This is a genomic window from Streptomyces sp. NPDC048600, from assembly GCF_055587025.1.
On record NZ_JBVJGZ010000003.1, the window covers coordinates 126,784 to 152,752 of the forward strand.

The following is a 25,969-nucleotide window of genomic DNA, read 5'->3' on the forward strand; positions in this document are numbered from 1 at the left end:
ACCCTTGCTGGTTCAGCGGCTCAGCAGGAGGACTTGCCCGCGTAGACGGCCAGGGCCGTGTTCGGGCTCAGGGTGGCGGTGAACTGCCCGGAGGAGTTGACCGTCACCGACGTGTTGTTCTGCACGTTGCAGTACGTGCCCGCGGGCAGCGAGGTCTGGTACGTGCGGGTCAGCGAGGAGGACTCGTGGTTGATGGCCACGTAGCCCTTGCTGCCGCGGCCGAAGCCGATCGCCTGGTAGCCGTTGTCCCACCAGTTGGTGACGGCCTGGCCGCGGGTGGCGTTGCGGAAGGCGACCATACGCTGGATCTCCGGCCAGGCGTGCTGGCACTTCCAGCCGTCCTGCCAGCAGGCGTTGACCTGACCGCCGCCGGGAGGCCCGGCGTCGATGTCCGAGAACTCGTAGCCTGAGTTGATGTCCGGGGCACCGTACGGCCAGGCCAGCATGAAGACGTTGGCCATCGTGTAGTTGGCGTTGTCCTTGTAGCTCAGGGTGGAGCCGTTGCGCTCGGTGTCGTGGTTGTCGACGAAGACACCGGAGACGCCGCTGCTCATATAGCCCCAGCCCTCCCCGAAGTTCTTCAGGTAGGCGAGCCGCTCGTTGTTGAAGACCCGCTTGAGGTCGTAGGCGTAGCGGAACTCCTGGACGTCGCCGTTGCCGGTGTACTCGGACGGCTGGACGGCCTCCCCGGCGCCGTAGATGGCCTCCTGCTTCCAGTAGACCGACGGGTTGCTGAGCCGGGACTTGATGTTGGCGAGGTCGGCGGCCGGGATGTGCTTGGCCGCGTCCGCCCGGAAGCCGTCCACGCCGTAGGACAGCAGGGTGTTCATGTAGCCGGCGATGGCGGAGCGGACGTAGTCCTCGCCCGTGTCGAGGTCCGCGAGACCGACCAGTTCGCAGTTCTGGACGTGCCAGCGGTCCTGGTAGTTGGTGATCGACGCGGTGCAGTTGTCGAAGTCGTTGGACGAGTACAGGCCCGGGTAGTTGTACTTCGTGTACGACGAGCCGCCGGTGCCGGTGCCGTTGCCGGCCGCCATGTGGTTGATGACGGTGTCGACGACGACCTTCACCCCGGCCGCGTGACATGTGTTGATCATGTTGCGGAAGGCGGTGGCGTCGCCGAGCCGCCCGGCGATCTTGTAGCTGACGGGCTGGTACGAGGTCCACCACTGGGAGCCCTGGATGTGCTCGGCGGGCGGGGAGACCTGCACATAGCCGTATCCGGCGGGGCCGAGGCGGTTGGTGCACTCGGTGGCGACCGAGGAGAACTTCCACTCGAACATCACCGCGGTGACGTCCTTCGTGCCCGGCGGGGAGGCCTGGGCGGAGCCGGGTATCAGCACGGCTGCCCCGGCGGCGAGCGCTGCGGCGCCCGCGACGATTCTTCTGACCATGTGGGGGTCCTTCATCATTGAAGGGGGTTCTCTGAAATCTTTCAGAAACCTTGCGGTGGCCAGATGTTAGAGGCCCGCTGGCCAAAAAGGCAGCGCTCCGGCGGAAGTTGCTGCAAGAGCTTACGAAGGCGTGCCGGGCTCGGCGGTGATGAGGGCCAGCAGGCCGCGGGCCTCCGCCAGGCGGGGGTGGGAGGGGTGGAGGTGGGTCTCGCAGCAGGTCAGCGCCTGCCGGGCCGCGGCCTCCGCCTCGCCGTCACGGCCCAGACCGTGCAGGGCGGCCGCTGTCACGAGGTCCAGTTTCCCGGCGTGGCCCCGCTCCCATTTCGGGGTGAACCGGCGCGCCTCGGCGAGGGCTTCGGCGAACCGGCCCTGGCCGTTCAGGCTGCGCACCAGAGTGCAGTGCAGTGCCGCCGCCGTACCCTCGACGCCCTCGACGCCCTCGGCGCGGGGCTGGTTCCCCCGGGCGATGGCCTCGGCCTCCTCGTGGCGGCCCAGCCCGCACAGTGTCTCGGCCAGGCTGTCCAGCACGGTCAGTTCCACGTTCCAGACGGTCGCCACACGCTTGTGATGGGTCAGCTCACGCAGCACGGACTGCAGCTCCGCCTCGGCTTCGGCGTGCCGCCCCTGCCGGCCGAGGATCGCCGCGCGGTTGTGGCGGACCAGCAGCAGGAGGCGGCGCAGCGATCCCGCCGTACCGTCCAGCTCCGCGATGAGGGTTTCCATCTCGGCCAGTACCTCGTCGCCGCGCCCGTGGGCGCAGGCCAGCGTCGTGGCCAGCGTCCTCGCGTACCAGGTGAACCTGCGGCGGCGGTTCTGCCGCCACAGCCGCCGGGCCGCCGCCTCGCAGGCTCTGGCCTCGGCCTCGGCCTCCTCGTACCTGCCCTCCTTCGCGAGCTCGGCGACGTGATGCACGGAGGCGGTGAGCCGTCGCGAGCGGAACGAGGGCGGGGCGGGAAGCTTCACCCGCCGGAGATTACGTGAACATGCCCATTCGGCGGGCGGCAGGGCCTCCAGGACGCACGGCGGGGCACCCCGGACGCACGCGGGACACCGGCAGGCACCCCCGGAAGCACGGCAGGGCATCCGTGGGCACCCCCGGACACACGGCAGAGCCCGCCGCCGGTGATGAACCGGGGGCGGGCCCTGAGGCGGTGGCGCGCACGGGGTCAGGCCGTCGTGAACCACACGGTCGTGTCGGCGGGCACCTTGGTCTCGCCGTCGGTCTCCGCGATCTCGCCGCTGGACAGCAGCACGCGGCCGTAGGCGGGGGTGGTCACCGACTCCCCCGTGGTGTTGGCGACACACACGAAGTCGCCGCGGCGCAGGGCCAGAACGCCCTCGGGCGCGCGCAGCCACTCCACCGAGTCGCCCGCGCCGAGGTCCGCGTGCTCGCGGCGCGCCGCGAGGGCCGCGCGGTACAGCTCCAGCGTGGAGCCGGCCTCGCCGGTCTGGGCCTCGACGCTCAGCTCGCCCCAGGCGGCCGGCTGGGGCAGCCAGCTGCCGCCGGAGCCGAAGCCGAAGGAGGAACCGGTGCGGGTCCACGGGATCGGCACCCGGCAGCCGTCGCGGAAACCGTCCTGGCCGGCGCCGCGGAAGAACGCCGGGTCCTGGCGCGCCTCGTCGGGCAGGTCGACGACGTCCGGCAGGCCGAGCTCCTCGCCCTGGTAGACGTAGGCCGAGCCGGGCAGCGCCAGCATCAGCAGGGAGGCGGCACGGGCGCGGCGCAGACCGAGCTCGCGGTCGCCCGCCGTGCGGATCTGGGTGCCGAGCCCCGGCGGGTTGGCGAAGCGGGTGGCGTGCCGGGTGACGTCGTGGTTGGACAGCACCCAGGTCGCGGGGGCACCCACCGGGCGCATGGCCTCCAGGGTGCGGTCGACGACCGTGCGCAGCTCCTCGGCGTCCCATTCGGTGCCCAGGTACTGGAAGTTGAAGGCCTGGTGCAGCTCGTCGGGACGCACGTAGTTGGCGGTGCGCTCCACGGTCGGGGTCCACGCCTCGGCGACGAAGATGCGCTCGCCGGAGTACTCGTCGAGGATCAGACGCCACTGGCGGTAGATGTCGTGGACGCCGTCCTGGTCGAAGAACGGCATGACATCGTTGCCCAGCAGTTTGAGCTGATCGTGGGAGCCGAGGTCGGGCAGACCGGCCGCCTTGACCATGCCGTGGGCGACGTCGATACGGAAACCGTCCACGCCCATGTCCAGCCAGAAGCGCAGGATCGAGCGGAACTCGTCGCCGACGGCCGGGTGCTCCCAGTTGAAGTCGGGCTGCTCGGGGGCGAAGAGGTGCAGGTACCACTCGCCCGGGGTGCCGTCGGGCTCGGTGACCCGGGTCCAGGCGGGGCCGCCGAAGATGGACTCCCAGTCGTTGGGCGGCAGTTCGCCGTTCTCGCCCTTGCCGGGGCGGAAGTGGTAGCGGTCCCGGCTCGGCGAGCCGGGGCCCTCCGCGAGGGCGCGCTTGAACCACTCGTGCTGGTCGGAGGAGTGGTTGGGCACCAGGTCGACGATGATCCGCAGGCCCAGGCCGTGGGCGTCGCGGATCAGCGCGTCGGCGTCCAGGAGGTTGCCGAACATCGGGTCGACGGCGCGGTAGTCGGCCACGTCGTAGCCGGCGTCGGCCTGCGGGGAGGCGTAGAAGGGGCTGAGCCACACGGCGTCCACGCCGAGGTCGCGCAGGTACGGGAGACGGGAGCGTACGCCTTCCAGGTCGCCCATGCCGTCGCCGTTGCTGTCGGCGAAGCTGCGCGGATAGACCTGGTAGATCACCGCGTCCCGCCACCAGTCGCGGCGCTTGGCGACGGTGGCGACGGCGGAGTTCGGTGCCGGGTCGGCGGAATGCTGGCTCATGGCGTCCTTGGGTAACTGAGTGGATGTCATGTGGGCTTCGGGTACGGGTTGACGAGGCGGCCGCGGTGGCAGCGGGGTCGGATGGCCACCGTGGCCGCCTCGGGTCCCTGGGGCGACGCCCTGGGGGGCGCGGGGAACCTGCGCGACCGGTCACGACGAGAGCCGCGCACGACCGGCGACGGGTCGGTTCCCCTCTCCGCGCCTACCCCTTCGTGCCGCCCGCGGTCAGGCCGGTCACGAGGTTCTTCTGCACGAGGTAGAAGAACGCGGAGACGGGTATGGCGACCAGGACCGCGGTGGCGGCCATCAGGTTGCGCTGGGCGTCGTGCTCGCTGACGAAGCTCTGCAGACCGACCGCGAAGGTGTACTTGGTGTCGCTCAGCATGAACGTCGAGGCGAAGGCGACCTCACCGAATGCGGTGATGAAGCTGTAGAAGGCGGCGACCGCGAGACCGGGCTTGGCCAGCGGCAGGATCAGCCGGAAGAAGGTGCCGAACGGGGAGAGCCCGTCGACGCGGCCGGCTTCGTCGATCTCGAAGGGGATGGTGTCGAAGTAGCCCTTCAGCAGCCAGGCGCAGTAGGGCACCGCGGTCGAACAGTAGACCAGGATCAGGCCGAGGTAGCTGTCGATCAGCTGAAGGTCGGACAGAATCTGGTACATCGGGACGATCAGCACGGCGATCGGGAACATCTGGGTCACCAGAAGCACCCACATGAACTTCTTGTAGCCGGGGAAGCGCATCCGCGAGACGGCGTAGCCGGTGGTCGCGGCGATCATCACGCCGATGACCGTGGTGCCGAGCGAGACGATGAGCGAACTCTTCATCCACTCGAAGAAGTTGGTCTCCGTCAGCACGAACGTGTAGTTGCTGAACGTCATCTTGCCCCAGATGTCACCGGGGTGCAGATAGTCGTCCTTGTCCGGGCCCAGCGACAGGAAGACCAGCCAGGCGATCGGGAACAGCGCGATCAGGCTGCCCGCGATGAGGATGCCGTGGGAGGCGAGGGAGCCCAGCAGGCTGCGGTTGCCCCGGCGGCGGGTGCCGCCCTTGGGTTCGGACATGCGGCCGGTCCCGGTCTTCTCCTGGGCGGAGGTCTCGACTGTGGTCGTACTCATGTGAGCTCCTGCCTCAGATCGCGAGCTGCTGGTCGTTGCGGTTGAGCCAGCGGCGGTAGAAGGAGGTGAAGACGATCAGGATGGCCAGCAGCAGGATGCCGTAGGCCGCGGACTGCGCGAAGTCGCGCGGCTGCTGTCCGAAGCCCAGGTAGTAGGCCCATGTCACGAGGATCTGGGCGTCCGGGGCGGTGTTGCCGAACAGCAGGAAGATCACGGCGAACTGGTTGAACGTCCAGATCACGCCGAGCAGGACGACGGTGGAGCTGACCGAGCGCAGGCCCGGCAGGGTCACGTAGCGGAAGCGCTGCCAGGCGCTGGCGCCGTCCATCTCCGCGGCCTCGTAGAGCGAGCCGTCGATGGACTGGAGGCCGCCGAGCAGCGAGACCATCATGAACGGGACACCGCACCAGGTGTTGACCATGATCGCCGCGAACCGCTGCCAGAAGGTGTCCTCCAGCCAGGCCGGCGTCGGCAGGTGCAGGAATTCCAGGGCGGAGTTGACCACGCCGCTGTCGGCGAGCATGAACCGCCAGCCGAAGACGGTGACGAAGGTGGGGACCGCCCACGGCAGGATCAGGATCAGCCGGTAGAAGGTGCGGCCGCGCAGCTTCTGGTTGAGCAGCAGGGCGAGGCCGAGGCCGATGGTGTAGTGCAGGGCCACGCAGACGGCCGTCCAGACGATCGTCCAGACGAAGTGGGACCAGAACCGGTCGTAGGCGGTCGGACCCCAGAGGATGTCGGCGTAGTTGTCGAGCCCGATGAACTTGTACGTCGCCTCGATCTCGTTGACGCCGATGGTGCGCCCCGTGTTGAGGCTGTTGGCGTCGGTGAGCGTCAGATAGAAGCCGTACGCCAGCGGATACAGCACGAGGATGCCGAGCACGATCGCCACTGGGGTGATCATGGCGTAGGCGTACCAGTGCTTCTCGTAGGCGTGCTTCAAGCGCTGCCCGAGGCCGGGCCGGGGCGCGCGGTCACCGCGGCGCTTGCCGGTCGCTCGATCGATGGCGACTGTCATGGTTCGACACCTTCTGAAAGATCAAAAAGATCAAGGGGAGTACGGCGCACAGGCCGGCGGCCGCCGGGACGCTCCCCCCACCATGATCGGGGCGTCCCGGCGGCCACGGGCGGTCACTTGCTGAAGTCCGGCACCAGCTTGGCGATGGAGGTCTCAGCGCTGCTCAGGCCCTCGTCCAGGGACTTCTTGCCACCGGCGATGGCGGGCAGCTCGGTGTCCAGCGGACCCCACAGGGAGCTGTACTCGGGCAGGGCCGGGCGCGGCTGGGCGGCGGCCAGGACGGCCCCGTAGCCGGCGATGCCCGGGTCGGCCTTGACCTGCGCCGTGTAGGCGTCGTCGCGCGTGGGAAGCGTGGAGTTCTTCAGCGCGATGGTCTCCTGGGCCTTGGCCGAGGTCATGAAGTTCACGAACTTCAGCGCGGCCTTCTGGTGGGCCTCGTCGGAGCCGGCGTACACGGAGAGGTTGTGGCCGCCGGTCGGGGCGCCCGCCTTGCCGCTGGAGCCCGCCGGGACGGTGGTGATGCCCAGGTTGGCCTTGTCCTTGAACGCCGAGCCCTTGTAGAAGTTGGTGATCTCCCACGGACCCTGGATGATCGCGGCGACCTTGCCGTTGACGAACGCGTCCTGGATGTGGGCGTACGCGTCGGCGGTGGTGTCGGCCTTGTGCAGGCCCTTGCCGTCGAAGAGGTCCAGCCAGGTGCCGTAGGCCTTCTTCGCCTCGGGCGAGTTGACCGTGATCTTCTTGGCGGCGGCGTCGACGGTGTCGGTGCCCTCGCCGTGCAGGAAGGACTGGGCGTAGTAGGCCTGGGTGGAGCCCCAGTAGCCGTCGACGCCGGTCTTCGTCTTGATCGTGGCGGCGGCCTTCTTCAGCTCGTCCCAGGTCTGCGGCGCCTCGACGCCGGCCTTCTCGAACAGAGCCTTGTTGTAGACCAGGGCCAGGGTGTCCGTGACGAACGGAACACCGTAGGTCTTGCCCTCGTACTTGGCCTGCTCGATCAGGTTGGTCTTGAACTTGGCCTGGTCCGCGAGGGCCTCGGTGCCGTCCAGCGGCAGGAAGTAGCCCTTCTTGGCGAAGGCGGGGGTCCAGCCGACCTCGGAGCGCAGGATGTCCGGGGCGCCCTTGGAACCGGCGGCGGTGTCGAACTTGTTCTGCGCCTGGTCGAAGGGGACGTTGACGTACTTGACCTTGACGTCCTTGTTGGCCGCCTCGAACTCCTTGACCAGGGCCTGGTACGTCGGCGCCTCGTTGGTCGCGTTGGAGGTGTCCCACCAGGTGATGGTGACCGGGCCGTCGGCCTTGTCGCCGCTGTCACTGCCGCCGCCGCAGGCCGTCGCCGCGAGGGCGAGGGACGCCACCAGCGCGCTGGCCGCTATGCCACGCCGCATGAGTTCTCCTTGAGGGTGAAAGCCCGTGTTGCCAGGGGTGACGGTCCCGCCCGTCTCCCTGCGTCTTGCCGACTGCGCCTTTGCGGCCGCCGGGCGACTGGAACGTAACAGCCATGTAAGCGGCGCGAAAGACCTTGCAGAAAAAAAGTGCAAGGGATCTCAGGCGTTACGTCGGCGTGACCTGTTCTCCACTGTCGCGAGACCCGGTATTGCAGGTGATCAGCGCGACGAGGAACACTTGTGCAAGACTCTGCAAGCTCTTGCCGTACGTTTCACGAGGGGACGCCATGTCACAGCAACCACCGGTGCGCCGGTCGATCGCACGCACCCGGCGTCCGGTTGGTGTGCAAGGCGACATACGACCGGTACAGTCCACTGCCGTGACCACACGGCTTGCTGACATCGCTGCGCAGGCGGGGGTGAGCGAAGCGACCGTCAGCCGCGTCCTCAACGGGAAGCCAGGCGTCGCCGCCACCACCCGCCAGTCCGTGCTGGCCGCCCTCGACGTGCTCGGCTACGAGCGCCCCGTCCGGCTGCGCCAGCGCAGCGCGGGCCTGGTCGGACTGATCACGCCCGAGCTGGAGAACCCGATATTCCCGGCCCTGGCTCAGGTCATCGGCCAGGCACTGACCCGCCAGGGCTACACCCCGGTGCTCGCCACGCAGACGCCGGGCGGCTCCACCGAGGACGAGCTCACCGAGATGCTGGTGGACCGCGGGGTCGCCGGGATCATCTACGTCTCCGGGCTGCACGCCGACACCACCGCCGACATGCAGCGCTACGAGCAGCTGCGGGCGCAGGGCGTGCCCTTCGTGCTCGTGGACGGCTTCTCGCCGAAGGTGCAGGCGCCGTTCATCTCCCCCGACGACCGTGCGGCGATGCAGCTGGCGGTCACGCACCTGGCCTCGCTGGGCCACACCCGGATCGGCCTGGCCCTCGGACCGAAGCGGTTCGTGCCGGTGCAGCGCAAGATCGACGGGTTCGTGCGGACCATGCAGGAGCAGCTGGGACTGCCGGCCGAGACGATCGAGACGGAGCTGGTCCAGCACTCTCTGTACACGCTGGAGGGCGGCCAGGCGGCCGCGACCGCGCTCATCGACCGCGACTGCACGGCGGTGGTGTGCGCCAGCGACATGATGGCGCTCGGTGCCATAAGGGCCGCCCGGCAGCGGGGCCTGTCCGTGCCGCACGACATCTCGGTGGTCGGCTTCGACGACTCCCCGCTGATCGCGTTCACCGACCCGCCGCTGACCACCGTGCGCAAGCCGGTGCCGGCGATGGGCCAGGCCGCCGTGCGCACGCTGCTGGAGGAGATCGGCGGAACGCCCGCTCCGCACAGCGAGTTCGTGTTCATGCCCGAGCTGGTGGTGCGCGGTTCGACCGCTTCCGCCCCCGGGGACCGCAATCGTCCGTAAGATGGAGACGGTCCTATCTGGTGCGCCTTTGAGGTGCGCTCCGGACCGGCCCACGGGATGATCGGTGGGGTAACTATTGTCTGGCAGACTCTGTGCCCATGGGTGAGACGACCGTGACGACGCAGCAGGAACGCCTGGAAGAGGCCGTTCCGCAGCCTGTCGCGGACACGCCCGGGCAGCGGCTGCTGCGCCGGGTGCGCGCCCCGCGAAGGCCCCGCCTGTGGTTCGAGATCCTGCTGATCGCGGTGAGTTACTGGACGTACTCGCTGATCCGCAACGCGGTCCCGGAGCAGAAGGCCGAGGCGCTGCGCAACGCCGACTGGATCTGGCGGTTCGAGCACCAGCTGGGCCTGGCCTTCGAGCACTCCGTGAACCACGCGGTGAACGGCGTGACTTGGCTCATCGTTGGCATGAACTACTACTACGCCACCCTGCACTTCGTGATCACGCTGGGTGTTCTCGTGTGGCTCTACCGTAGTCACCCGGGGCGTTACGCGGCGACCCGGACGGCGCTGTTCGCCACCACCGGTGTGGCACTGGTCGGTTACTACCTGTATCCACTCGCCCCGCCCCGGCTGATGACCGGCGGCGGCTTCGTCGACACCGTGCTGGTGCACCAGACCTGGGGCTCGATGGCCTCCGGCGACCTGAAGAACATGTCCAACCAGTACGCCGCGATGCCGTCGATGCACATCGGCTGGTCGCTGTGGTGCGGACTGACCATCTTCGCGCTGGCCACGGTCCCCTGGGCCAAGGTGCTCGGCCTGCTCTACCCGGCGCTCACCCTGGTCGTCATCGTCGCCACGGCCAACCACTTCTGGCTGGACGCGGTGGGCGGCATCCTGTGCCTGGCGTTCGGCTACCTGGTGGCGCGCCTGTGGTACGGGGCGCTGCCGCACTCCCTGCCGCGGCTGGTGCCGCCCAAGGGCGAACAGCGGATTCCGGCCAAACCCTGAGAGCCCCGGGACCTCGTTCCGGGGCCCCCGGCCACACCCTGAGGCCCCCGGGACCTCGTCCCGACGGGCCCTACCGGTCCGCGTAGAACAGCTCGTCCACCACCGTGCGTGCCAAGCGCATGGTCCGCCGGTAGCCGTCCAGCATGTCCCCCACGTGCCCGGGTCCGTACCCGAGGTAGCGGCCCACCGCGGCCAGCTCGCGCGCGTCGGAGGGGAAGGTGTCCCCGGCCCGCCCGCGCACCAGCATCACGGCGTTGCGCACCCGCGTGGCCAGCACCCACGCCTCGTCCAGGGTGCTCGCGTCGTCCTCGGACAGCAGCCCCGCCTCCCGTGCCGCGGCCAGCGCCTCACGGGTGCGGGTGGTCCGCAGCCCGGGCTGCCGTGCCCCGTGCCGCATCTGGAGCAGCTGCACGGTCCACTCCACGTCGGACAGGCCGCCGGGCCCCAGCTTGGTGTGCAGCTTGGGGTCGGCGCCGCGCGGCATCCGCTCGGACTCCATCCGCGCCTTCAGCCGCCGGATCTCCCGTACGGCGTCCTCGTCCAGGCCGCCGGAGGGGTAGCGCAGGGGGTCGATGAGCTCGACGAAGCGCCGCCCGAGGTCCTCGTCCCCGGCCACCGGCTCGGCCCGCAGCAGCGCCTGCGACTCCCAGACCAGGGACCAGCGGCGGTAGTACGCCTCGTACGACTTCAGGGTGCGCACCAGCGGCCCCGACTTGCCCTCGGGGCGCAGGTCGGCGTCGATCAGCAGGGGCGGGTCGGCGCTGGGGATCTGGAGCAGACGGCGCATCTCGGAGACGACCTTGTTGGCCGCGTTCGCCGCCTCCTGCTCGGGGACGCCCTCGCGCGGCTCGTGCACGAAGACGACATCGGCGTCGGAGCCGTAGCCCAGCTCGTGGCCGCCGAAGCGGCCCATGCCGATGATCGTGAAGCGGGTGGGCAGGGTGTCGCCCCAGCCGGCCCGGACGACCGCGCGCAGGGTGCCCGCGAGGGTGGCGGCGGTGAGGTCGGAGACCGCTCCTCCGACCCGGTCCACCAGCGCCCCCTGGTCGGGCTCGGCGGGCTGGGCCTCGGTGCCGTAGGAGCTGACGATGTCGGCGGCGCAGGTGCGGAAGAGCTCGCGGCGGCGCACTCCGCGCGCGGCTCTGACCCCGTGCTCGGCGCCGTCCGCGCGACCCACCGCGGCGAGGGTCTCCTGCTCCAGATGGGCATGGGTGCGCGGGGCGAGGCCCGCGCCGTCCCCGTCGCCGAGCAGCGCGACCGCCTCCGGGGCGCGCATCAGCAGGTCGGGGGCGAGCCGCCCGGCGGACAGCACCCGGGCGAGGTTCTGCGCGGCGGCGCCCTCGTCCCGCAGCAGCCGCAGGTACCAGGGCGTCTTGCCCAGCGCGTCGGAGACCTTGCGGAAGTTCAGCAGACCCGCGTCCGGGTCGGCGGAGTCGGCGAACCAGCCGAGCAGCACCGGCAGCAGGGTGCGCTGGATGGCGGCCTTGCGGGTGACGCCGGAGGCGAGGGCCTCCAGGTGGCGCAGGGCGGCCGCGGGGTCGGCGTAGCCGAGGGCGATGAGGCGCTCGCGGGCCGCCTCGGCGCTGAGCCGGGCCTCGCCGGGGGCGAGCTGGGCGACGGCGTCCAGCAGCGGGCGGTAGAACAGCTTCTCGTGCAGCCGGCGCACCACACCGCTGTGGCGGCGCCACTCGCGGTTCAGCGCGACGACCGGTTCGGTGCGCAGGCCCAGTGAGCGGCCGAGGCGCCGCTGGTCGGCCTCGCCCTCGGGGACGAGGTGGGTGCGGCGCAGCTGGTAGAGCTGGATGCGGTGTTCCAGAGAGCGCAGGAAGCGGTAGGCCTCGTCGAGCTGCACGGCGTCGGCGCGGCCCACGTAGCCACCGGTGGCGAGGGCCTGGAGGGCGTCGAGGGTGGTGCCGCTGCGCAGGGAGGCGTCGGCGCGGCCGTGCACGAGCTGCAGCAGCTGCACGGCGAACTCGACGTCCCTGAGTCCGCCGGGACCGAGCTTGAGCTCGCGGTCGAGCTCGGCGACGGGGATGTTCTCCACCACCCGGCGGCGCATCTTCTGCACGTCGGCGACGAAGTTCTCCCGCTCGGCCGCCTGCCAGACCAGGGGCGACACGGCGGCCACGTACTCCTCGCCCAGCTCCAGGTCGCCGGCCACCGGGCGGGCCTTGAGCAGGGCCTGGAACTCCCAGGTCTTGGCCCAGCGCTGGTAGTAGGCGAGGTGGCTGCTGAGGGTGCGCACGAGGGGGCCGTTGCGCCCCTCGGGGCGCAGGTTGGCGTCGACCGGCCAGATGGAGCCCTCGACGGTGGTCTCGGAGCAGATCCGCATCATGTGCGAGGCCAGCTTGCCGGCCGCGCGCAGCGCCTTGTCCTCCTCGGCGCCCTCGGCGGCCTCCGCGACGAAGATGACGTCGACGTCGGAGACGTAGTTCAGCTCGTGGCCGCCGCACTTGCCCATCGCGATCACCGCGAGCCTGCACTGCGCCGCGTCGCCGGGCGCGGCCGCGCCGGCCTGGGCGAGGGCTGCGCGCAGGGTGGCGGTGGCGAGGTCGGCGAGCTCGGCGGCGGTCTGGGCGAGGTCGGTGGTGCCGCACACGTCTCGGGCCGCGATGGACAGCAGACACCGCCGGTAGGCGACGCGCAGCGCGACGGGGTCGCCGGCCTCGGCGAGGCCGCGCTCGAACTCCTCCACGCCCGGGTGCAGGTCGCGCGGCTCGTAGGTGACCAGCGCCCGCCAGTCCCCTGGGTGCCGGGCGAGGTGGTCGGCGAGGGCCGCGGAGGCGCCGAGCACGCCCAGCAGGCGGTCGCGCAGCGGCTTGGCCGCTATCAGCGTGTCCACCAGCTCACGGCGGTCGGTGGGCGCGGGCTGCGCCTCCAGCAGCCGGACCAGGCCCTGCAGCGCGAGGTCGGGGTCGGCGGTGCCGCCGAGGGCCTCCAGCAGCACCGGGTCACTGCGTACGGCGGTCAGCTCCGGGCTGTCCAGCAGCCGCTCGGCGGCGGACGGATCGGTGAAGCCGTGCCGCAGCAGTCGGGTGAAGGTACTGCTCCTGCGCCCCGGCGCCGTCATGCCCCGCCTCCCGTCCGATCAAGGTCGTCCGTTCGAGACTAGCCCCAGTCCGCCTCACGGGCGCCGATGAGTTCCGTCCGTGAGACGGGTCCACACCGGAAGGCGCACGAAAGGAGAGGCGATGCCCGACACGACCCCGAGGACCAGCCTGGACGCCCGGTACAGCGATCCCGCGGCCACCGCGACCGACTGGGCGGAGGCCGAGAGCCTGCTGGCCGCAGCCGAGCTGTTCTGGATCTCGACCGTACGGCCGGACGGGCGGCCGCACGTCACTCCGCTTCCCGCGGTCTGGTCGCGGGGAGCGCTGCACTTCTGCACGGGCCCGGAGGAACGCAAGGCGCGCAACCTGGCGGCGAACCCCCGGGTCGTCCTGACCACCGGCACCAACACCTGGGACCGGGGTTACGACGTGGTGGTCGAGGGCGAGGCGGTCCGGGTGACGGACGAGGGACGTCTGCGCGAACTGGCCGGGGCGTGGGAGGCGAAGTACGGCAGTTTCTGGCACTTCGAGGTCCGGGAGGGCCATTTCCACCACGGCGCCGGGCGCGCCGTCGTCTACTCGGTGGCGCCGGACACGGTTTTCGGGTTCGGTAAGGGTGAGCCGTTCAGCCAGACGCGGTGGCGGTTCGGCTGACCTTCGGATGACGCGACAAGGGAGTCACGCCATGCAGATGAGCCTCGAAGTCGTCCTTCTTCCGGTCACCGACGTGGACCGGGCGAAGGAGTTCTACCGGGACAAGGTCGGCTTCCATGTCGACCTGGACGGCGAGGTCATGCCGGGGGTGCGGATCGTCCAGCTCACGCCGCCCGGCTCGGGCTGTTCGATCGCCCTGGTGGACGGCCTCCAGGTGCCCACGGGCATGCCGGAGCCCGGCACGTACCACGGTCTCCAGCTGGTCGTCACCGACGCCAAGGCCGCCCACGAGGAGCTCACCGGCCGGGGCCTGGACGTCACCGAGCCCCAGCAGTGGACACCGGAGGACGGGGCCACCTTCATGTACTTCAAGGACCCGGACGGCAACGGCTGGTCGATCCAGGAGTACCGGCGCCGGCTGACGGAGCCGCTGCACAAGCTGCTGGCCGAGCAGGCGGAGCGGGCCGAGCGGGGCGAGTAGCCGGTCCCCGGTTCTTCGTCCGGCCGTGACGCGGTCGCCGGAGGCGGTCGGACCGCCTCCGGCGACCGCGTCGCGGCCGGGCCGTGCGGAGTGCTCCATTCGGCTTGAGAGCGGCGTGAGTTTCGACACTCCGCGGGCCTCCGATAGTCCGAGTTCACCTGAATTCAAACCCAGGAGCACCCTTTGTTATGGCCATGTGACTGCCATGCGTTCACCCGCGGACCCGCCGGACGGTAGGTTCGTACGTCTGCCTCCGGGGCGATCACCGGCGTCGGCCTCTCGCCGGTTCCGGCCGTGACGCACTGCCCGCCGATGACGAGCCCCGGACCGTGCCGGGGCGGGCGTGAGCGCAAGCGCGTGTCTCGGCGACGCCCACGAGCAAGGAGAACCACACGGTGCCCGTCCTCCGCATCGCGCGCCAGCCTCGGTCCGCAGCCGACGAAGCCCCGCCGATTCCGGAAGCGAGAGAGGGCGGTACCGGCGACCGGCCGGGGGCCGCCCCGACGGGCAACGCGGGGATGCGGCTCGACATCCAGGGCCTGCGCGCGGTGGCCGTCTCCCTCGTGGCGCTCTCCCACGCCGGGGTGACCCAGATCGCGGGCGGCTACATCGGAGTGGACGTCTTCTTCGTCATCTCCGGCTTCCTGATCACCTCGCTGATGCTCCGCGAGCACCAGCGCTCCGGCAAGATCGCCCTCGGCAAGTTCTACGCCCGCCGCGCGCTGCGTCTGCTGCCCGCCTCCACCCTCGTGGTGCTGGCGACGCTCGCGGGCTCCTGGCTGTTCCTCGGCCCCCTGCGCTTCGCGGACTACGCCAAGGACGCCATCGCCTCCGCCTGGTACGTCGTCAACTTCCGGCTGGCCGACGCGGGCACCGACTACTTCAACACGGACGTGCCGCCCTCGCCGTTCCAGCACTTCTGGTCGCTGGCGGTCGAGGAGCAGTTCTATCTGATCTGGCCGATCGTGCTGATCGTCGCGCTGAAGCTGTTCCGGCGCCGGGCCCTGCTGGCGATCCCGCTGCTGGCGCTCGCCGCGGCCTCCTTCGCGGTGAACCTCGACCTCACCGCGACGTCCCCGTCCTGGGCCTACTTCGCCTCCCAGGGGCGTATCTGGGAGCTGGCGGTCGGCGCCCTGCTGGCCCTGGCGGCGCACCGGCTGCACGAGATCCCGCAGCCGATCGCGGCGGTGCTGAGCTGGGCGGGCCTGGCGGCCATCGCCTACGGCGCCGTGGCCTTCGACGAGAGCACCCGCTTCCCCGGCTACAACGCCGTCGTCCCGGTCGTCGGCGCCGCCGCCGTCCTGGCCTGCGGCGCGGCGGGCGGCCGCTACGGCGCCGGCGCGCTGCTCTCGCTGCGCCCGGCCGTCTGGATCGGCGGCATCTCCTACGCCTGGTACCTGTGGCACTGGCCGCTGATCCTCATCGTCCCGGCCGCCCTCGGGTTCGGTGAGCACGACGGCCCGCTGCGGCTGATCGCCGCGCTGTGCGGCATCCCGCTGGCCTGGCTGACCCTGCACCTGGTCGAGAACCCGATGCGCTTCCACCGCGCGTTCAAGGCCCGCACGATGCGGGGTCTGGGCCTCGGCCTCGGCCTGTCGGCCGTCGCCGCGCTGGCCGCGGTCGTCGCCGCGCAGTTCCCGCCGGGCCTCGCCTCGGGTTCCGCCCGCCAGGACACCCGCGAGGCCCTCGCCCAGGCCTCCGACCCGCAGGCCACGCTGAACCGGCTGCTGGAGGAGCGCATCGACAAGCTCCCCTCCAACCTCGAACCGAGCATGCGGGACGTGGCGTACAAGCGGACCGCCGTCTACAACGACGGCTGCGCACTGACCATGAACGACAAGACGCAGAAGGAACCCTGCCTCTACGGCGACAAGACCGCCGAGCGCAGTGTGGTCCTCTTCGGCGACTCTCACGTCGCCCAGTGGTTCCCGGCGTTCGACGCGCTCGCCCGCAAGCACCACTGGCGGCTGTACTCGTTCACCAAGAACGCCTGCAAGGTCTCCCAGATCACCATCGCCTACAACAACGGCCCCTACGCCACCTGCGACGCCTGGCGGCAGGTCACCATCGACAAGATCCGCAAGCTGCAGCCCGAGCTGGTCATCACCTCCAGCTCCCAGTCCGCGAAGCTGTGGGGCGAGGGCGACATCGCCGAGGTCTGGGGCAAGGGCCAGGCCGAGACCTACCGGATGCTCCAGCAGGGCCGCACCCGTGTGCTGACGCTGCTGGACACCCCCTGGCCCAAGAACAACTCGGTGGACTGCGCGGTGGCCAACCCGGACGACCTCGCCGCCTGCGCCCACGACCGCTCCGAGGCCGACCGCAACCCCGCCGTCACCAAGGCGATCCTCGCGGCGGCCGAGGCGGAGAAGGTCGCGACCCTCAACCCCTACGACTGGGTCTGCGCCCCCTCGGGCAACTGCCCCGTCGTCGTCGGCAACACCATGGTCTACCGCGACTACGGCCACCTCGCCGACCCCTACGTCGAGGCGCTCACCCCGGTCGTGGAGAAGGAACTGCTGCGCCTGTTCGGCGCCGACCTGAACAAGAACCGCTAGCCGCACACACCGAAGGGGGCCGACGGATTCCGTCGGCCCCCTTCGTCGTCCCCGCCCACCGCGCCGGCCCGGGCACGGTGAACGCCTGGGGGCCGTCGGTCGGCGACTGACGGCCCCCAGGGCGGCAGCGAGTGGGGAACCCGCCCCGGCCTGCGACTACAGCACCGGCAGGTTCTTGCGCAGCTCGAACGCGGTGACCTCGGAGCGGTACTCCTCCCACTCCGACTTCTTGTTGCGCAGGAAGTGACGCCGCGTGAGAGCGACCTCGACTGGCAGACGTCCATGCAGCAACAGCCAGGGTCTAAGCAGTCATTGCTGGTCGTCGTTGGCCGCTATGGGCCCCCCTTTGACGGCCCACAGACGGCCCGACGACCTCTTCGTCCCGAACTACGAGCGGAGTTGGCTGCTGAGGTCTGTCGCTCTGTTTAGAGAGACTGTGGGAGCACGGACGGTTGGCACCGGCCGGCGGAGTTGCTGCACTTACCTGCTGTACTGCAACGGCTCCGGAGGGCCTTTGGATCCTGAGCAATGACGCTGGTCAGTGCTTTGGAGAGGCTTCGAGGCCCGGGACCTGTCCACATGTGGTCCACGATGCGTTGATCATTGCTCTACGAGCCAGGTAGTCGAGCTTCGCCGGAAGCCACAATAGAGGTCGGCTCTCGCCAGCCAGGAGCACCGCCGCAGCGGTATGTACAAAAGGGGCGTATCGGGAAAGTCGGACCATGCGCTGTGATTATCACCCGCTTACACCTTGATCGTGCGAGGGGCTGCTGCGGCAGTGTCGGCGCTGCTACGATCACTCAAGGTGCATGCTCTTTAACGGGATGAGACTGAAGTGGCCAACGATGTCGTAGATCTGCAAGCCGAACTCGACCGTCATCGACGCGCCGTCGACACCGATTACTTCGACTTGTCGATCCGCGAAATCGTGCGCATGGTGGAGACCGACGAGATCCAAGTGGCTCCATCTTATCAACGGCAGTTTAGATGGAAAGAACCCGTTCAGTCCGCCCTGATCGAATCTTTGTTGCTCGGTCTCCCAATTCCTGCCATCTTTGTGGCGACCAACAAAGATGGCACGTGGGATGTTGTTGACGGACTTCAGCGCGTTTGCACCATTTTGCGCTTCTTTGCGATTGACGTTCCGGGTAGTCCGGCACTCAGCTTCTCGAACGACCCGCTGCGTCTAGGGGATATGACGCAACTGTCAGGGTTCTCCAAGCTTGCGTATGAAGATTTGCCAGTACCGATTCGCTTGATGTTGGGAAAGCGATACTTGCGAGTACAGGTTCTTAGCGACAAATCTGATCACGAAGTCCGCTTCGAGCTTTTCCGACGTTTGAATGCCGGCGCTGTTGAGCTGACCGCACAAGAGGTGCGGCAGTGCGTCTATCGGGGTCCGTTCAATAACCTCATCGAGGAACTTGCCGAAACGGCTGACTATCGCTCCTTGTTGAAGCTTGGTTCAAGGAACCTAAACGACGGTACCGCTGAGGAGATCGTCCTCAAGTTCTTTGCCTACCTCGACGGGATGGATGAATTTTCGGGTAGGGTGACCGGCTTCCTTAATGACTACATGCAGAAGCGCGGTGAAGAAACAGATCTGGAGGAAGACCGCCGACTGTTCCTGCGTGCTGTTTCATTCCTTCTCTCCGTGACAGGCGGCGCGTTTCGGCGCCCCGGCGTACATACGACCCCCCTCAATCAGTTTGAAGCTGTTTTGGTTGGAATCGGCCGTATTTACCGCGAAGGTAAGGAGCCAAAGGCTCCATCCCCCGGTTGGGAACAGGACGAGCAACTTGTCAACGCAAGCCGTCTCGGAACAAATAGTCGCCCAATGCTCAAGCGTCGTGTCCTGCGTTCCCAGGAACTGTTCTCCTGAATGAAGCGGGCCGTGGATTCCGTCTTCGAGAAGGCGGTGGAGCAGCTTGACCGGGAAGAACGAAGACTGGCCTCTATGGATAGGGCTGGCTCGTCTGCAGGGTTTGATCGCGAAGGTTTCATCGCGATGAACCGAGCGCTGTCGTACGTGGTAATGGGTGGCGTGCTGGAGGAGTTGATGCGTGACTTTCCAGCGGCTTTGGCGTCCGACGTTGTGGCCCAAGGGGTGGAGCGGAGGCACCTCCCTGTATCGTTGATCGCCGCGATCGACTCAGCAGTTTTTCGACAGTGCGGGAGCGATACCGTTGCCTCGCTTATCGCTAGGGCCAACATAGTTCAAGCCGTGTCATTTCATCAATCGGATGCCCGCCCCGTCGTTGACTTTGGTGAGGTCTTCAAACTTGCCGACGGCTCCACCATCAATGAAAAGCATTTCGCGGCGCTATGGACGCTCCTCGGGTTGACTGGTGATTGGCGATGTGATCCAAACGACACGCTGCTTCTCAAGGAAATCCGAGGCAAGCGAAACGATGTGGCCCACTGGCTTGAGGATCCAGTAACAGTAGGGCGTAGTAAACGTCCTAGTGACCTGCGCAAGATGGTTAAGAGCCTTATTGACTTGGTGCAGCATTTCCATCTGGCGGTGTGGTACTGGATTGATGAGAGGGCAGCCGCAGTGAAAGCGTCTGCTGCGATTGCTGGGACGTAGGGTCGACGCTCCTCCGTCCCGGCCCCCACTGCGGAACTGTCGTGCTTATCAGCTATGATCGTGCTTCCTCCCAGGAAACCTCACGAGAGAAGCCGCAGGTGAAGAGCTCGCAGTCTGGCGCCAGCCGCGCGGGTGGGCAAGACGCCCTGCCCATGTCGCTCGCGGGGTTGGATGCTCGACGTGTGATCTCCCCGAAGCGCCCATCTGTAGACACTGCCGGACTTGCGGACATCCTTCCGTATTATGCGGGTTTCTCCTTCACGTTCGCCTGTGAACACATCAAGGCGCATGCTAAAGAGCTTGAAAGCGCTGTTGTTCTTGACCCTTGGAATGGCAGCGGAACGACTTCGCTGGCGGCGATGCATTCTGGGCATACAGCGATCGGTGTGGATCTCAGCCCCGCCGCTAACCTGATCGCTCAACTTCGCTGCCAAGTAGGTGATCGAGCGCGCTCCTGTCCAACCCCTGAGCGCAGCGCGGTAGATCGCAGTGGCGACGAGAACCAGGACCCGCTTTCCCGTTGGCTTTCCCCTCTGGTAGTTGGGAGATTTCGCGACTGGACCAGTCAGTTGCAGGGGAGCCCGCCAGAGATGGCTGCTCTCACCTATGTGTCAATTTTTCGTGCTCTTCGGAAAATGACTAAGAATTTCGAAGGAAGCAACCCGACTTGGGTAAAGACAGCTAAGACTCCCGAGCAGTTGATTGACGTGCCCCTGGAGAGTGTGGATACGGCTATCAGGGCAGAGGAAGAGTTCCTGCTCGAACGGCTGCGCAGTTTTCCGCTGCAGGGTAGTCCTGCGGTATTGCTCACGTCCTCTTCATCGGCGCTACCACTTTCGGAAAATTCGGTCGACGTGATTGTCACCTCTCCGCCATATTTGACTCGCATTGATTATGGAGTGGCTTACAGCCGCGAGCTCGCCGTCCTAGGAACCGACACATTTTCCGACAGGCATCTCCGTTCTGCCCTCATGGGAACGACATTGATCCGGAAGTCGGATCGGTCGACTGAGCGGCGGCTTGGTAAGCTATCGGTAAGCCTTTTGGAAGGAATTTCCAGCCATGCCAGTAAAGCCTCCGGCGGATACTATCTAAAGCAGGCTGTGCAGTATCTCAATGATTTGAGCGTCGGCTTCGATGAGTTGACTCGCGTGGCAAAAAATGGCGCTAAAATGTCGCTTGTTGTGCAGGATTCCTATTATAAGGACCTGCATGTTCGACTTGCCGACATGTGTGCTGAAGCCTTGAGTTTGCGAGGGTGGAAAGTGAATGGCATGGAACGCTTCCCGGTCAAGCGCTCTTTGACTTCATTGAATAGATCCGCTCGTGAGTACACAAAGGGCGAAGTCGCAGAGAGCGTGATCGACCTCGAGCTGTAGTTGATGTTTTAATTTGAAAGCATCGAAGGGCAGCCGTACACCGCCGTTTGATGTTCGCGAGGGCGGCGCAGCGACTTTGGCCGGGTGCTGCTTTGGCGCGAGTGATCATGGCTCCTTAAGCTTCCGGCAAGTCGGGCAGACTGTGGACCTGCCCGTTAAAGCACGACGTTGGGGCCATGATCTTCGAGGCTCGCGCCAAAGTGGCTGGCTAAAGTCGCGGAGCTGACCGCCCCAGCCCCAGTGGGTTCTCCCCCTCATGGCCGCAGTTGCCGTCTGGCCGGCGGCCTGGTGCGGGATCAGCGGGTCGGAGGTCCTGCCGCGGTTGTGGTTTCCCCTACTGAGGCCGGATCGGGGTGGCGGTGGCATGTGGGCCGTACGCGGCCGCTGATGCGCTTGGGCGGATTGTGCGGCGGTCGGGTTGGCGTGATCGATGAGTGCTGTAGGCCGCCGGACGAGCGAGCGCAGCGAGCCTCGATGGAGTAGAGAAAGTTACCGCGCTGGGAGTACGACAGTTCTCAGAGCCAGCCAGTTTCCCGCGGATCCATCTCGCGTGACCTGTGTCTATCACTCCGCTAGCATGCGCGACGCTCCAGGTCGGCCACAGCAGGCCTCACAGAGCTCCCGTGGCGTCCTCACTTCCGCTCTGCGGTATCCGCCACAAGCCGACTTGTGAACCCGGCGTCACGGAGGCGCTCGTACGCTGCTGCCACGTCATCGGGTACGCGCTGCTCGATCATGAATCCTTGCTGCGGGTAGATCATGAGCCGCTGCTGCGCGCCGGCCAACATGTCGATGACCAGGCGTGCGTCTCCGATCGAGTCGACGTAGTCAGCCAGGGTCATAGGTGTGGACGCGCTGACCCACTCGACTTCGGGCCACAGTTTGCGTGCGGTCGCGTAGGCCCGTCGTTCCTCGTACGGCTTGCTGACCAGCAGGACGGACGACACAGCGGCCCGGTGCTCTTCGAGCAGTGCGCGAGAGAAGCGGATGTTCTCTCCCGTGTTCCGGGCCCGCGGCTCAACGAGGATGGCATCAGCCGGCACCTCCAGTTCCATCGCCCGCTCACGGTAGTGCTCAGCCTCCCCTCGCGGCATGCGGTCGCGTGTAGTGCGGCTGGTCGCCCCGGTGAAGACGATCAGCGGCATCATGCCCCGGTGGTAGAGATCAGCGGTTGTGTCCGCGACTCCGAGGTCATGACTGCCGAGTCCGATCGCGACAGAGCATGGGCGCAGCTCGTGACCCATCTGCTGGAAGTCCCAGAGCCGTTGAGCGTCGGCCCATGCCTCTGCTGAGATCACTTGCTCTCGCTCTCCGCTTTCGCTGAGTCGGGGACCTTGAAGTCGTACGTCCAGGCGAAGCGCGTCGCCGCGTGAACGCCGATGGCGAACTCCACCACGGTGCCGTCGGCCGTGTAGGTCGTCCGGTGCAGCTCCACCACCCATTCGCCCGGCGCAAGTTGGAGGAGCTGGACTTCGTCCGCTGTGGGGATGCGCGCGAACAGCGTCTCCTGCATGTGGTCGATCTCGTACCCGGCGTCATACAGGACACGGAAGCCACCACCCCGGCCGGCGGGCCCCGGCGTCGGATCGACGATGCGCGTCCCCTCCACGTGCTCAGGACGGTAGTAGCTGGTCAGCGTGTGCGTCGGCTGTGAGCCTTCCTTGACCACGCGCGCACGTGCGTAGACCTCCGCGCCTTCCGGCAGACGGTGCGCCTGAGCGACGACGGCCGACGCCGGCACACGGCTGACGGTCTGGGTCTGTTCGTTCCGCTTGTACGTACGCCCGGACGCCACGCGGTCCGCGATGAACGCCACTTCATCGCCGTCCCGCCACTTGGCCTTGTCGTATCGCGCAATGCCGAGCCGCTTGAGCGGTGCCCGCTCACGGACGACCGTGCCATGTCCGCGCGAAGACGTGACCAGCCCTTCGGCCTCCAACGCCTTGTAGGCCGCATGGACCGTGGACTTCGAGCCTTCGCCCGCTTCCACCAAGTCCCTGATCTGCGGCAACTGGGCACTGGGCGCGTACTCGCCGTTCCTGATCTGTTCGGCCAGTCGGTCCGCAAGCTCCCGCCACTTGGGCGCCATGCAGCACTCCTCTCGACATCGACCAGTGAAACACAGTCCTGGGACTGTTCGTCATGGTCTTATTGAACGGCTCGCAGTCCTAGGACAGCGAGCCCGGAGCATCTCTATTGGGCTGCTCTCATGTCGCCCGGAGGGCTCCGTGAACGGGCTCGAAGGAAGCGCAAGCGCCTTGAGAACTTCACACAGGGAACTGCCGGTAACCCGTGGTCCGCCTGCCCGAAGGGGTCGAAAACAAGGCAGAGAAGACCGGCTGCCTCGTACGGCAACCCGATCGGTTCGAGTCCGGTCCGGGGCACTTCGGCCGCTGCTCAGCGGCCGCGCCGCGTGTGACACGCGGCTTTCTCCAACAACGGCGCGCACCCCTCGGAGGGGCAACTCCGAGGAGTGCTGTTCGGGCCGTTCCACCGCTGAGAGGAACACGACCCAATGAAACCCATCGTCACTGTTCAGGAAGCTGTTACCGCGTTCGCCGACTTCATGGAGCCGACGAACGCCGAGCTGGACGCGATCGAGGCCGAGATGCCGGTCATCGTCGCGGACATCGAGGTGATGGACGCCTACATCGTCACCCTCGACCGCACCCCGTCGGAGTTGGACGCGCGTCGGCTGCGTCGGGCGCGTCGCCGGGCGCTGGGCGCGCGGCTGGAGCTGGCCCGCCGGTCGGCCGTGGTCACGGGGGTGGGCGCGTGAGTGCCGAGACCCGCTCACCCTGGACGGCCTGGCCGTGCATGCCCTCCGGCACTTCTACGCGTCCGTGCTGCTCGACGCCGGTGAGAACGTCAAGGCGCTGAGCACCTATCTCGGGCACAACGACCCAGGCTTCACGCTCCGGGTCTACACGCACCTCATGCCGAGCAGTGACGCACGGGCCCGGAAGGCCGTGGACGCCCTCTACGACGGTGTCGATTCGGTGCCAGGCACTACCTGACGCCTCGAACTCGCCAGAAGCAGCCATCGCTCGGCGGCCGACGGCTGCTTCTGGGGCCGGATGCGGACTGTGGGCAGGATGGTCATTTCGGTCTGATGGGCTGGCCATAAGGAAGGGCGTCGCACACAGCTCTCCGCCCCGAGGCCGGATGCCGACTCGCGTCTCCACGCGCCGTTTCGAACCTCATTCGTCACCGCGTGGCGGGGCGTCGCTCTGCAACCGCCACCCGGCTTCTGCAGGGCGAGACGACCAGGCCGACCGCGAGAGACGCCCTCGCCTTTCCCGCTCGTCGGCAGCGAGAGCCGCTCGCCGGAGAAGGGCCCCAGAGATGACAACGAGAACGGCGAAGAATATCAGCGTCCCAATGAATGACGGAATGTCCAGTTCACCGGTCTCGGGCTTCTCACTCAGCCAGGGGACAGCCCACACTCCCAGCACGGTGACGGCTATAAGCGTGACGAGATAGAAGGCACGGAAGGACTTGGCCCGATTCCCCCTAAGGTGAATGAAGAGGAAGATTCGCCTCACGAACGGGGCCTCCGGCTGCACGATCTCCATCCGCGCGGCCGCCTCGACCTCATCGAGGCACTCCTCTAGAAGATCTTCAATGGGCCGCCCGGCACGCGGTGGAGCTCCGATCTTGCGGGAAGCGTCCGTCCAGGCTGTAAGTACCTGAATCTTCAGTTGAGCGTGTTCCAGTTTCTGCGTACGTCGATGATCGATGTTTCGATTTTCTCGCCAGTCCCTCAACATCAGGCCGATTGCGCCGACGATGCCAGTGACGACGGGCACGGACAGCGCCAGGACAATCGACGTCGTGTCGCTGGCCGCGACGGTCGTCAGTGAGCCTCTTTCATCCTGAATAGCTGCAGGTCAGCAACGTGTGGACGGCCTGGATGATGGTGCTGATACGGCGGGTGGAGCATCGGGCCCGCCGGAGCAGTCGCCAGGACTTGAGTTGAGCGAAGGCGCGTTCGCCGGGCGCTCTCAGCCGTGCGTGGTCGCGATTGAACTCCTGGTAATGCGGAGGCTGTTCGCGGTGGTGGTAGTACGGGGTGCGGACGGTGGCGTCGGCGCCCTGGTAGGCGCGGTCGGCCAGGACGAGGATCTGACGGGTCAGGCACGCCTGGACGATGCCGTGGGAGCGGGCCGCGGTCAGATCGTGGGTGCGGCCCGGTGTCGCGCGGGAGAACCACAGTGGTGTGCCGTCGGGGCGGGCGATGACCTGCACGTTCATGCCGTGCCTGCAGTGCTTCATCGAGTAGTACGGCTCGTCCGCACGGATCCGGTCGATGGGGATCAGGGTGCCGTCAACGATGACGTGGTCGCCTTCACCGAGGCCGGCGAGGGCTTCGTGGAGGCCGGGCGCCCAGCCGGGCAGGACCTCCAAGGTCTCGTCGACGTACCGCCAGGCGGTGGCCTGGGATATCCCGAAACCCGCTCCGAGCTGCGAGAACGTCTCGTCCTTGCGTAGATGGACGAGGGTCAGCAGCGCCTGCTGGAAGCAGCCGAGCTTACGCCAGCGGGTGTTGCGGACCTGGCGATGCTCATGCAGCAGCCAGGCGACATGCTCGACGAGCTCATGCGGGACGTCGAGCATGGAAGGATACGGAACCAACAGGGCCCCTTCGGTCGCCGGTGTGATGAGTGGAATCACCACGCCAACGACGAGGGGCCCTGCCTCGTCACCACACCCGCTGATCAGCCCATTTCACCCTCCAGCACAGGATGAAAGAGGCTCAGTAAGGATTGATCCATGGCGGTTCACGCTTCCTCTGGACCGCGTGGGCGCCACGCGGCCCGGCCGCCGCACCACTCGATCAAGTGCGGGCCTCGGGTCGAGGTCGTCCGGGGCGAGTCCAACCCGCCGCCGAGATTCGAGGAGTTCAGCGGGCTACTCGCACCTCGACGCCCATACCCCCAGGGTCGGCCAGACGCCCAGCCGACGCATCTCGGGACTCAGAAGGTGGGCACGCCCAACCCGAGTACGGGCGTCGACCTTCGCTCTGACGGCCCACAGACGGCCCAGGGGCAGTAAGACGCCAGGGGGCCGTCAGTCGATGGCTGACGGCCCCCTGGACGGACGCGAACACGAAGTAGCTCTGACCT

General features: G+C 67.6%; 20 protein-coding genes and 2 pseudogenes. 10 read left to right on the forward strand and 12 right to left on the reverse strand.

Translation table 11 applies throughout. The features are described from left to right. Window positions 1-20 precede the first annotated feature (20 nt). From ACZ6SQ_RS04820 to ACZ6SQ_RS04845, 6 genes are all read right to left on the reverse strand, one after another. Window positions 21-1,394, reverse strand: coding sequence for an alpha-amylase (locus ACZ6SQ_RS04820; RefSeq protein ID WP_469556762.1), 1,374 nt, complete (start codon window positions 1,392-1,394; stop codon window positions 21-23). A gap of 120 nt (window positions 1,395-1,514) precedes the next feature. Further along, a complete protein-coding gene (locus ACZ6SQ_RS04825) occupies window positions 1,515-2,357 on the reverse strand; it encodes a tetratricopeptide repeat protein (RefSeq protein WP_469556763.1) in 843 nt (280 codons plus the stop codon). Between the two features lie 203 nt (window positions 2,358-2,560). Then, a complete protein-coding gene (locus ACZ6SQ_RS04830) occupies window positions 2,561-4,240 on the reverse strand; it encodes a glycoside hydrolase family 13 protein (protein ID WP_389328642.1) in 1,680 nt (559 codons plus the stop codon). Window positions 4,241-4,442: 202 nt separating this feature from the next. Next, the gene (locus tag ACZ6SQ_RS04835) at window positions 4,443-5,357 is read right to left on the reverse strand and encodes a sugar ABC transporter permease (RefSeq protein ID WP_469556766.1); all 915 of its coding nucleotides are present in this window, start codon (window positions 5,355-5,357) and stop codon (window positions 4,443-4,445) included. A 13-nt stretch (window positions 5,358-5,370) separates the two neighbouring features. Then, the gene (locus tag ACZ6SQ_RS04840) at window positions 5,371-6,375 is read right to left on the reverse strand and encodes a carbohydrate ABC transporter permease (protein ID WP_386384962.1); all 1,005 of its coding nucleotides are present in this window, start codon (window positions 6,373-6,375) and stop codon (window positions 5,371-5,373) included. A gap of 113 nt (window positions 6,376-6,488) precedes the next feature. Next, a complete protein-coding gene (locus ACZ6SQ_RS04845) occupies window positions 6,489-7,760 on the reverse strand; it encodes an extracellular solute-binding protein (RefSeq protein WP_469556768.1) in 1,272 nt (423 codons plus the stop codon). A 380-nt stretch (window positions 7,761-8,140) separates the two neighbouring features. Here ACZ6SQ_RS04845 and ACZ6SQ_RS04850 point away from each other — a divergent pair, with 380 nt between their 5' ends. Then, complete coding sequence (locus ACZ6SQ_RS04850) at window positions 8,141-9,175, forward strand: LacI family DNA-binding transcriptional regulator (RefSeq protein ID WP_386384966.1); 1,035 nt, start codon at window positions 8,141-8,143, stop codon at window positions 9,173-9,175. Window positions 9,176-9,273: 98 nt separating this feature from the next. Beyond that, window positions 9,274-10,131 (forward strand): phosphatase PAP2 family protein, encoded by an 858-nt coding sequence (locus ACZ6SQ_RS04855; RefSeq protein WP_469556770.1) that lies wholly within the window; start codon window positions 9,274-9,276, stop codon window positions 10,129-10,131. Window positions 10,132-10,201: 70 nt separating this feature from the next. Here the strand turns inward: ACZ6SQ_RS04855 and ACZ6SQ_RS04860 are convergent, their stop codons facing one another. After that, window positions 10,202-13,201 carry a bifunctional [glutamine synthetase] adenylyltransferase/[glutamine synthetase]-adenylyl-L-tyrosine phosphorylase gene (locus ACZ6SQ_RS04860; protein WP_469556772.1) on the reverse strand — a complete coding sequence of 1,000 codons (3,000 nt, stop codon included), beginning with the start codon at window positions 13,199-13,201 and terminating at the stop codon, window positions 10,202-10,204. Between the two features lie 121 nt (window positions 13,202-13,322). On the opposite strand from ACZ6SQ_RS04860, the gene ACZ6SQ_RS04865 reads away from it, so the two are divergent. The 3 genes from ACZ6SQ_RS04865 to ACZ6SQ_RS04875 all read left to right on the forward strand — a co-directional run bounded on the left by ACZ6SQ_RS04865 (window position 13,323) and on the right by ACZ6SQ_RS04875 (window position 16,874). Further along, window positions 13,323-13,835 (forward strand): pyridoxamine 5'-phosphate oxidase family protein, encoded by a 513-nt coding sequence (locus tag ACZ6SQ_RS04865; protein ID WP_469556773.1) that lies wholly within the window; start codon window positions 13,323-13,325, stop codon window positions 13,833-13,835. 31 nt (window positions 13,836-13,866) lie between these two features. Continuing rightward, on the forward strand, window positions 13,867-14,316 hold the full coding sequence (locus tag ACZ6SQ_RS04870) for a VOC family protein (protein WP_386384975.1): 450 nt from the start codon (window positions 13,867-13,869) through the stop codon (window positions 14,314-14,316). 395 nt (window positions 14,317-14,711) lie between these two features. Further along, window positions 14,712-16,874, forward strand: coding sequence for an acyltransferase family protein (locus tag ACZ6SQ_RS04875; protein WP_469556774.1), 2,163 nt, complete (start codon window positions 14,712-14,714; stop codon window positions 16,872-16,874). A 156-nt stretch (window positions 16,875-17,030) separates the two neighbouring features. Here the strand turns inward: ACZ6SQ_RS04875 and ACZ6SQ_RS04880 are convergent. Continuing rightward, window positions 17,031-17,117, reverse strand: a pseudogene (locus ACZ6SQ_RS04880) (glutamine synthetase); the annotation flags it as partial. Between the two features lie 592 nt (window positions 17,118-17,709). Between ACZ6SQ_RS04880 and ACZ6SQ_RS04885 the strand changes: the two are divergent. Genes ACZ6SQ_RS04885 through ACZ6SQ_RS04895 form a run of 3 tightly spaced genes read left to right on the forward strand, consistent with a single transcriptional unit; the run spans window position 17,710 to window position 20,843 of the window. After that, window positions 17,710-18,756, forward strand: coding sequence for a DUF262 domain-containing protein (locus ACZ6SQ_RS04885; RefSeq protein WP_469556776.1), 1,047 nt, complete (start codon window positions 17,710-17,712; stop codon window positions 18,754-18,756). 12 nt (window positions 18,757-18,768) lie between these two features. Continuing rightward, entirely contained in the window at window positions 18,769-19,464 is a 696-nt protein-coding gene (locus ACZ6SQ_RS04890) for a hypothetical protein (RefSeq protein WP_469556777.1), read from the forward strand. A gap of 41 nt (window positions 19,465-19,505) precedes the next feature. Then, the gene (locus tag ACZ6SQ_RS04895; protein ID WP_469556779.1) at window positions 19,506-20,843 is read left to right on the forward strand and encodes a DNA methyltransferase; all 1,338 of its coding nucleotides are present in this window, start codon (window positions 19,506-19,508) and stop codon (window positions 20,841-20,843) included. A 632-nt stretch (window positions 20,844-21,475) separates the two neighbouring features. On the opposite strand, the gene ACZ6SQ_RS04900 is transcribed toward ACZ6SQ_RS04895, so the two are convergent. Together ACZ6SQ_RS04900 and ACZ6SQ_RS04905 are read right to left on the reverse strand one after the other, a co-directional pair. Then, window positions 21,476-22,141, reverse strand: a complete 666-nt coding sequence (locus ACZ6SQ_RS04900; RefSeq protein ID WP_469556780.1) for a YdcF family protein — start codon at window positions 22,139-22,141, stop codon at window positions 21,476-21,478. After that, entirely contained in the window at window positions 22,138-22,932 is a 795-nt protein-coding gene (locus ACZ6SQ_RS04905; RefSeq protein WP_469556782.1) for a GntR family transcriptional regulator, read from the reverse strand. Before ACZ6SQ_RS04905 ends, ACZ6SQ_RS04900 begins: the two co-directional genes overlap by 4 nt. 426 nt (window positions 22,933-23,358) lie before the next feature. Between ACZ6SQ_RS04905 and ACZ6SQ_RS04910 the strand changes: the two genes are divergently transcribed. Both ACZ6SQ_RS04910 and ACZ6SQ_RS04915 read left to right on the forward strand, forming a co-directional pair. Next, complete coding sequence (locus tag ACZ6SQ_RS04910; protein WP_469556784.1) at window positions 23,359-23,622, forward strand: DUF6284 family protein; 264 nt, start codon at window positions 23,359-23,361, stop codon at window positions 23,620-23,622. Window positions 23,623-23,656: 34 nt separating this feature from the next. Beyond that, a pseudogene (locus ACZ6SQ_RS04915) lies at window positions 23,657-23,860 on the forward strand (tyrosine-type recombinase/integrase); the annotation flags it as partial. Between the two features lie 183 nt (window positions 23,861-24,043). On the opposite strand, the gene ACZ6SQ_RS04920 reads toward ACZ6SQ_RS04915, so the two are convergent. Both ACZ6SQ_RS04920 and ACZ6SQ_RS04925 read right to left on the reverse strand, forming a co-directional pair. Next, on the reverse strand, window positions 24,044-24,652 hold the full coding sequence (locus tag ACZ6SQ_RS04920) for a hypothetical protein (protein ID WP_469556786.1): 609 nt from the start codon (window positions 24,650-24,652) through the stop codon (window positions 24,044-24,046). 61 nt (window positions 24,653-24,713) lie between these two features. Beyond that, window positions 24,714-25,520, reverse strand: a complete 807-nt coding sequence (locus ACZ6SQ_RS04925) for a transposase family protein (protein ID WP_469556787.1) — start codon at window positions 25,518-25,520, stop codon at window positions 24,714-24,716. Window positions 25,521-25,969: the final 449 nt, after the last annotated feature.

Excerpts from the sequence above, each read along its gene's own strand:
- ACZ6SQ_RS04860 (WP_469556772.1), bottom strand. The coding sequence starts at position 13,201 with ATGACGGCGCCGGGGCGCAGGAGCAGTACCTTCACCCGACTGCTGCGG.
- ACZ6SQ_RS04840 (WP_386384962.1), bottom strand. The coding sequence starts at position 6,375 with ATGACAGTCGCCATCGATCGAGCGACCGGCAAGCGCCGCGGTGACCGC.
- ACZ6SQ_RS04845 (WP_469556768.1), bottom strand. The coding sequence starts at position 7,760 with ATGCGGCGTGGCATAGCGGCCAGCGCGCTGGTGGCGTCCCTCGCCCTC.
- ACZ6SQ_RS04830 (WP_389328642.1), bottom strand. The coding sequence starts at position 4,240 with ATGAGCCAGCATTCCGCCGACCCGGCACCGAACTCCGCCGTCGCCACC.
- ACZ6SQ_RS04865 (WP_469556773.1), top strand. The coding sequence starts at position 13,323 with ATGCCCGACACGACCCCGAGGACCAGCCTGGACGCCCGGTACAGCGAT.
- ACZ6SQ_RS04905 (WP_469556782.1), bottom strand. The coding sequence starts at position 22,932 with ATGGCGCCCAAGTGGCGGGAGCTTGCGGACCGACTGGCCGAACAGATC.
- ACZ6SQ_RS04820 (WP_469556762.1), bottom strand. The coding sequence starts at position 1,394 with ATGGTCAGAAGAATCGTCGCGGGCGCCGCAGCGCTCGCCGCCGGGGCA.
- ACZ6SQ_RS04835 (WP_469556766.1), bottom strand. The coding sequence starts at position 5,357 with ATGAGTACGACCACAGTCGAGACCTCCGCCCAGGAGAAGACCGGGACC.
- ACZ6SQ_RS04855 (WP_469556770.1), top strand. The coding sequence starts at position 9,274 with ATGGGTGAGACGACCGTGACGACGCAGCAGGAACGCCTGGAAGAGGCC.
- ACZ6SQ_RS04870 (WP_386384975.1), top strand. The coding sequence starts at position 13,867 with ATGCAGATGAGCCTCGAAGTCGTCCTTCTTCCGGTCACCGACGTGGAC.
- ACZ6SQ_RS04910 (WP_469556784.1), top strand. The coding sequence starts at position 23,359 with ATGAAACCCATCGTCACTGTTCAGGAAGCTGTTACCGCGTTCGCCGAC.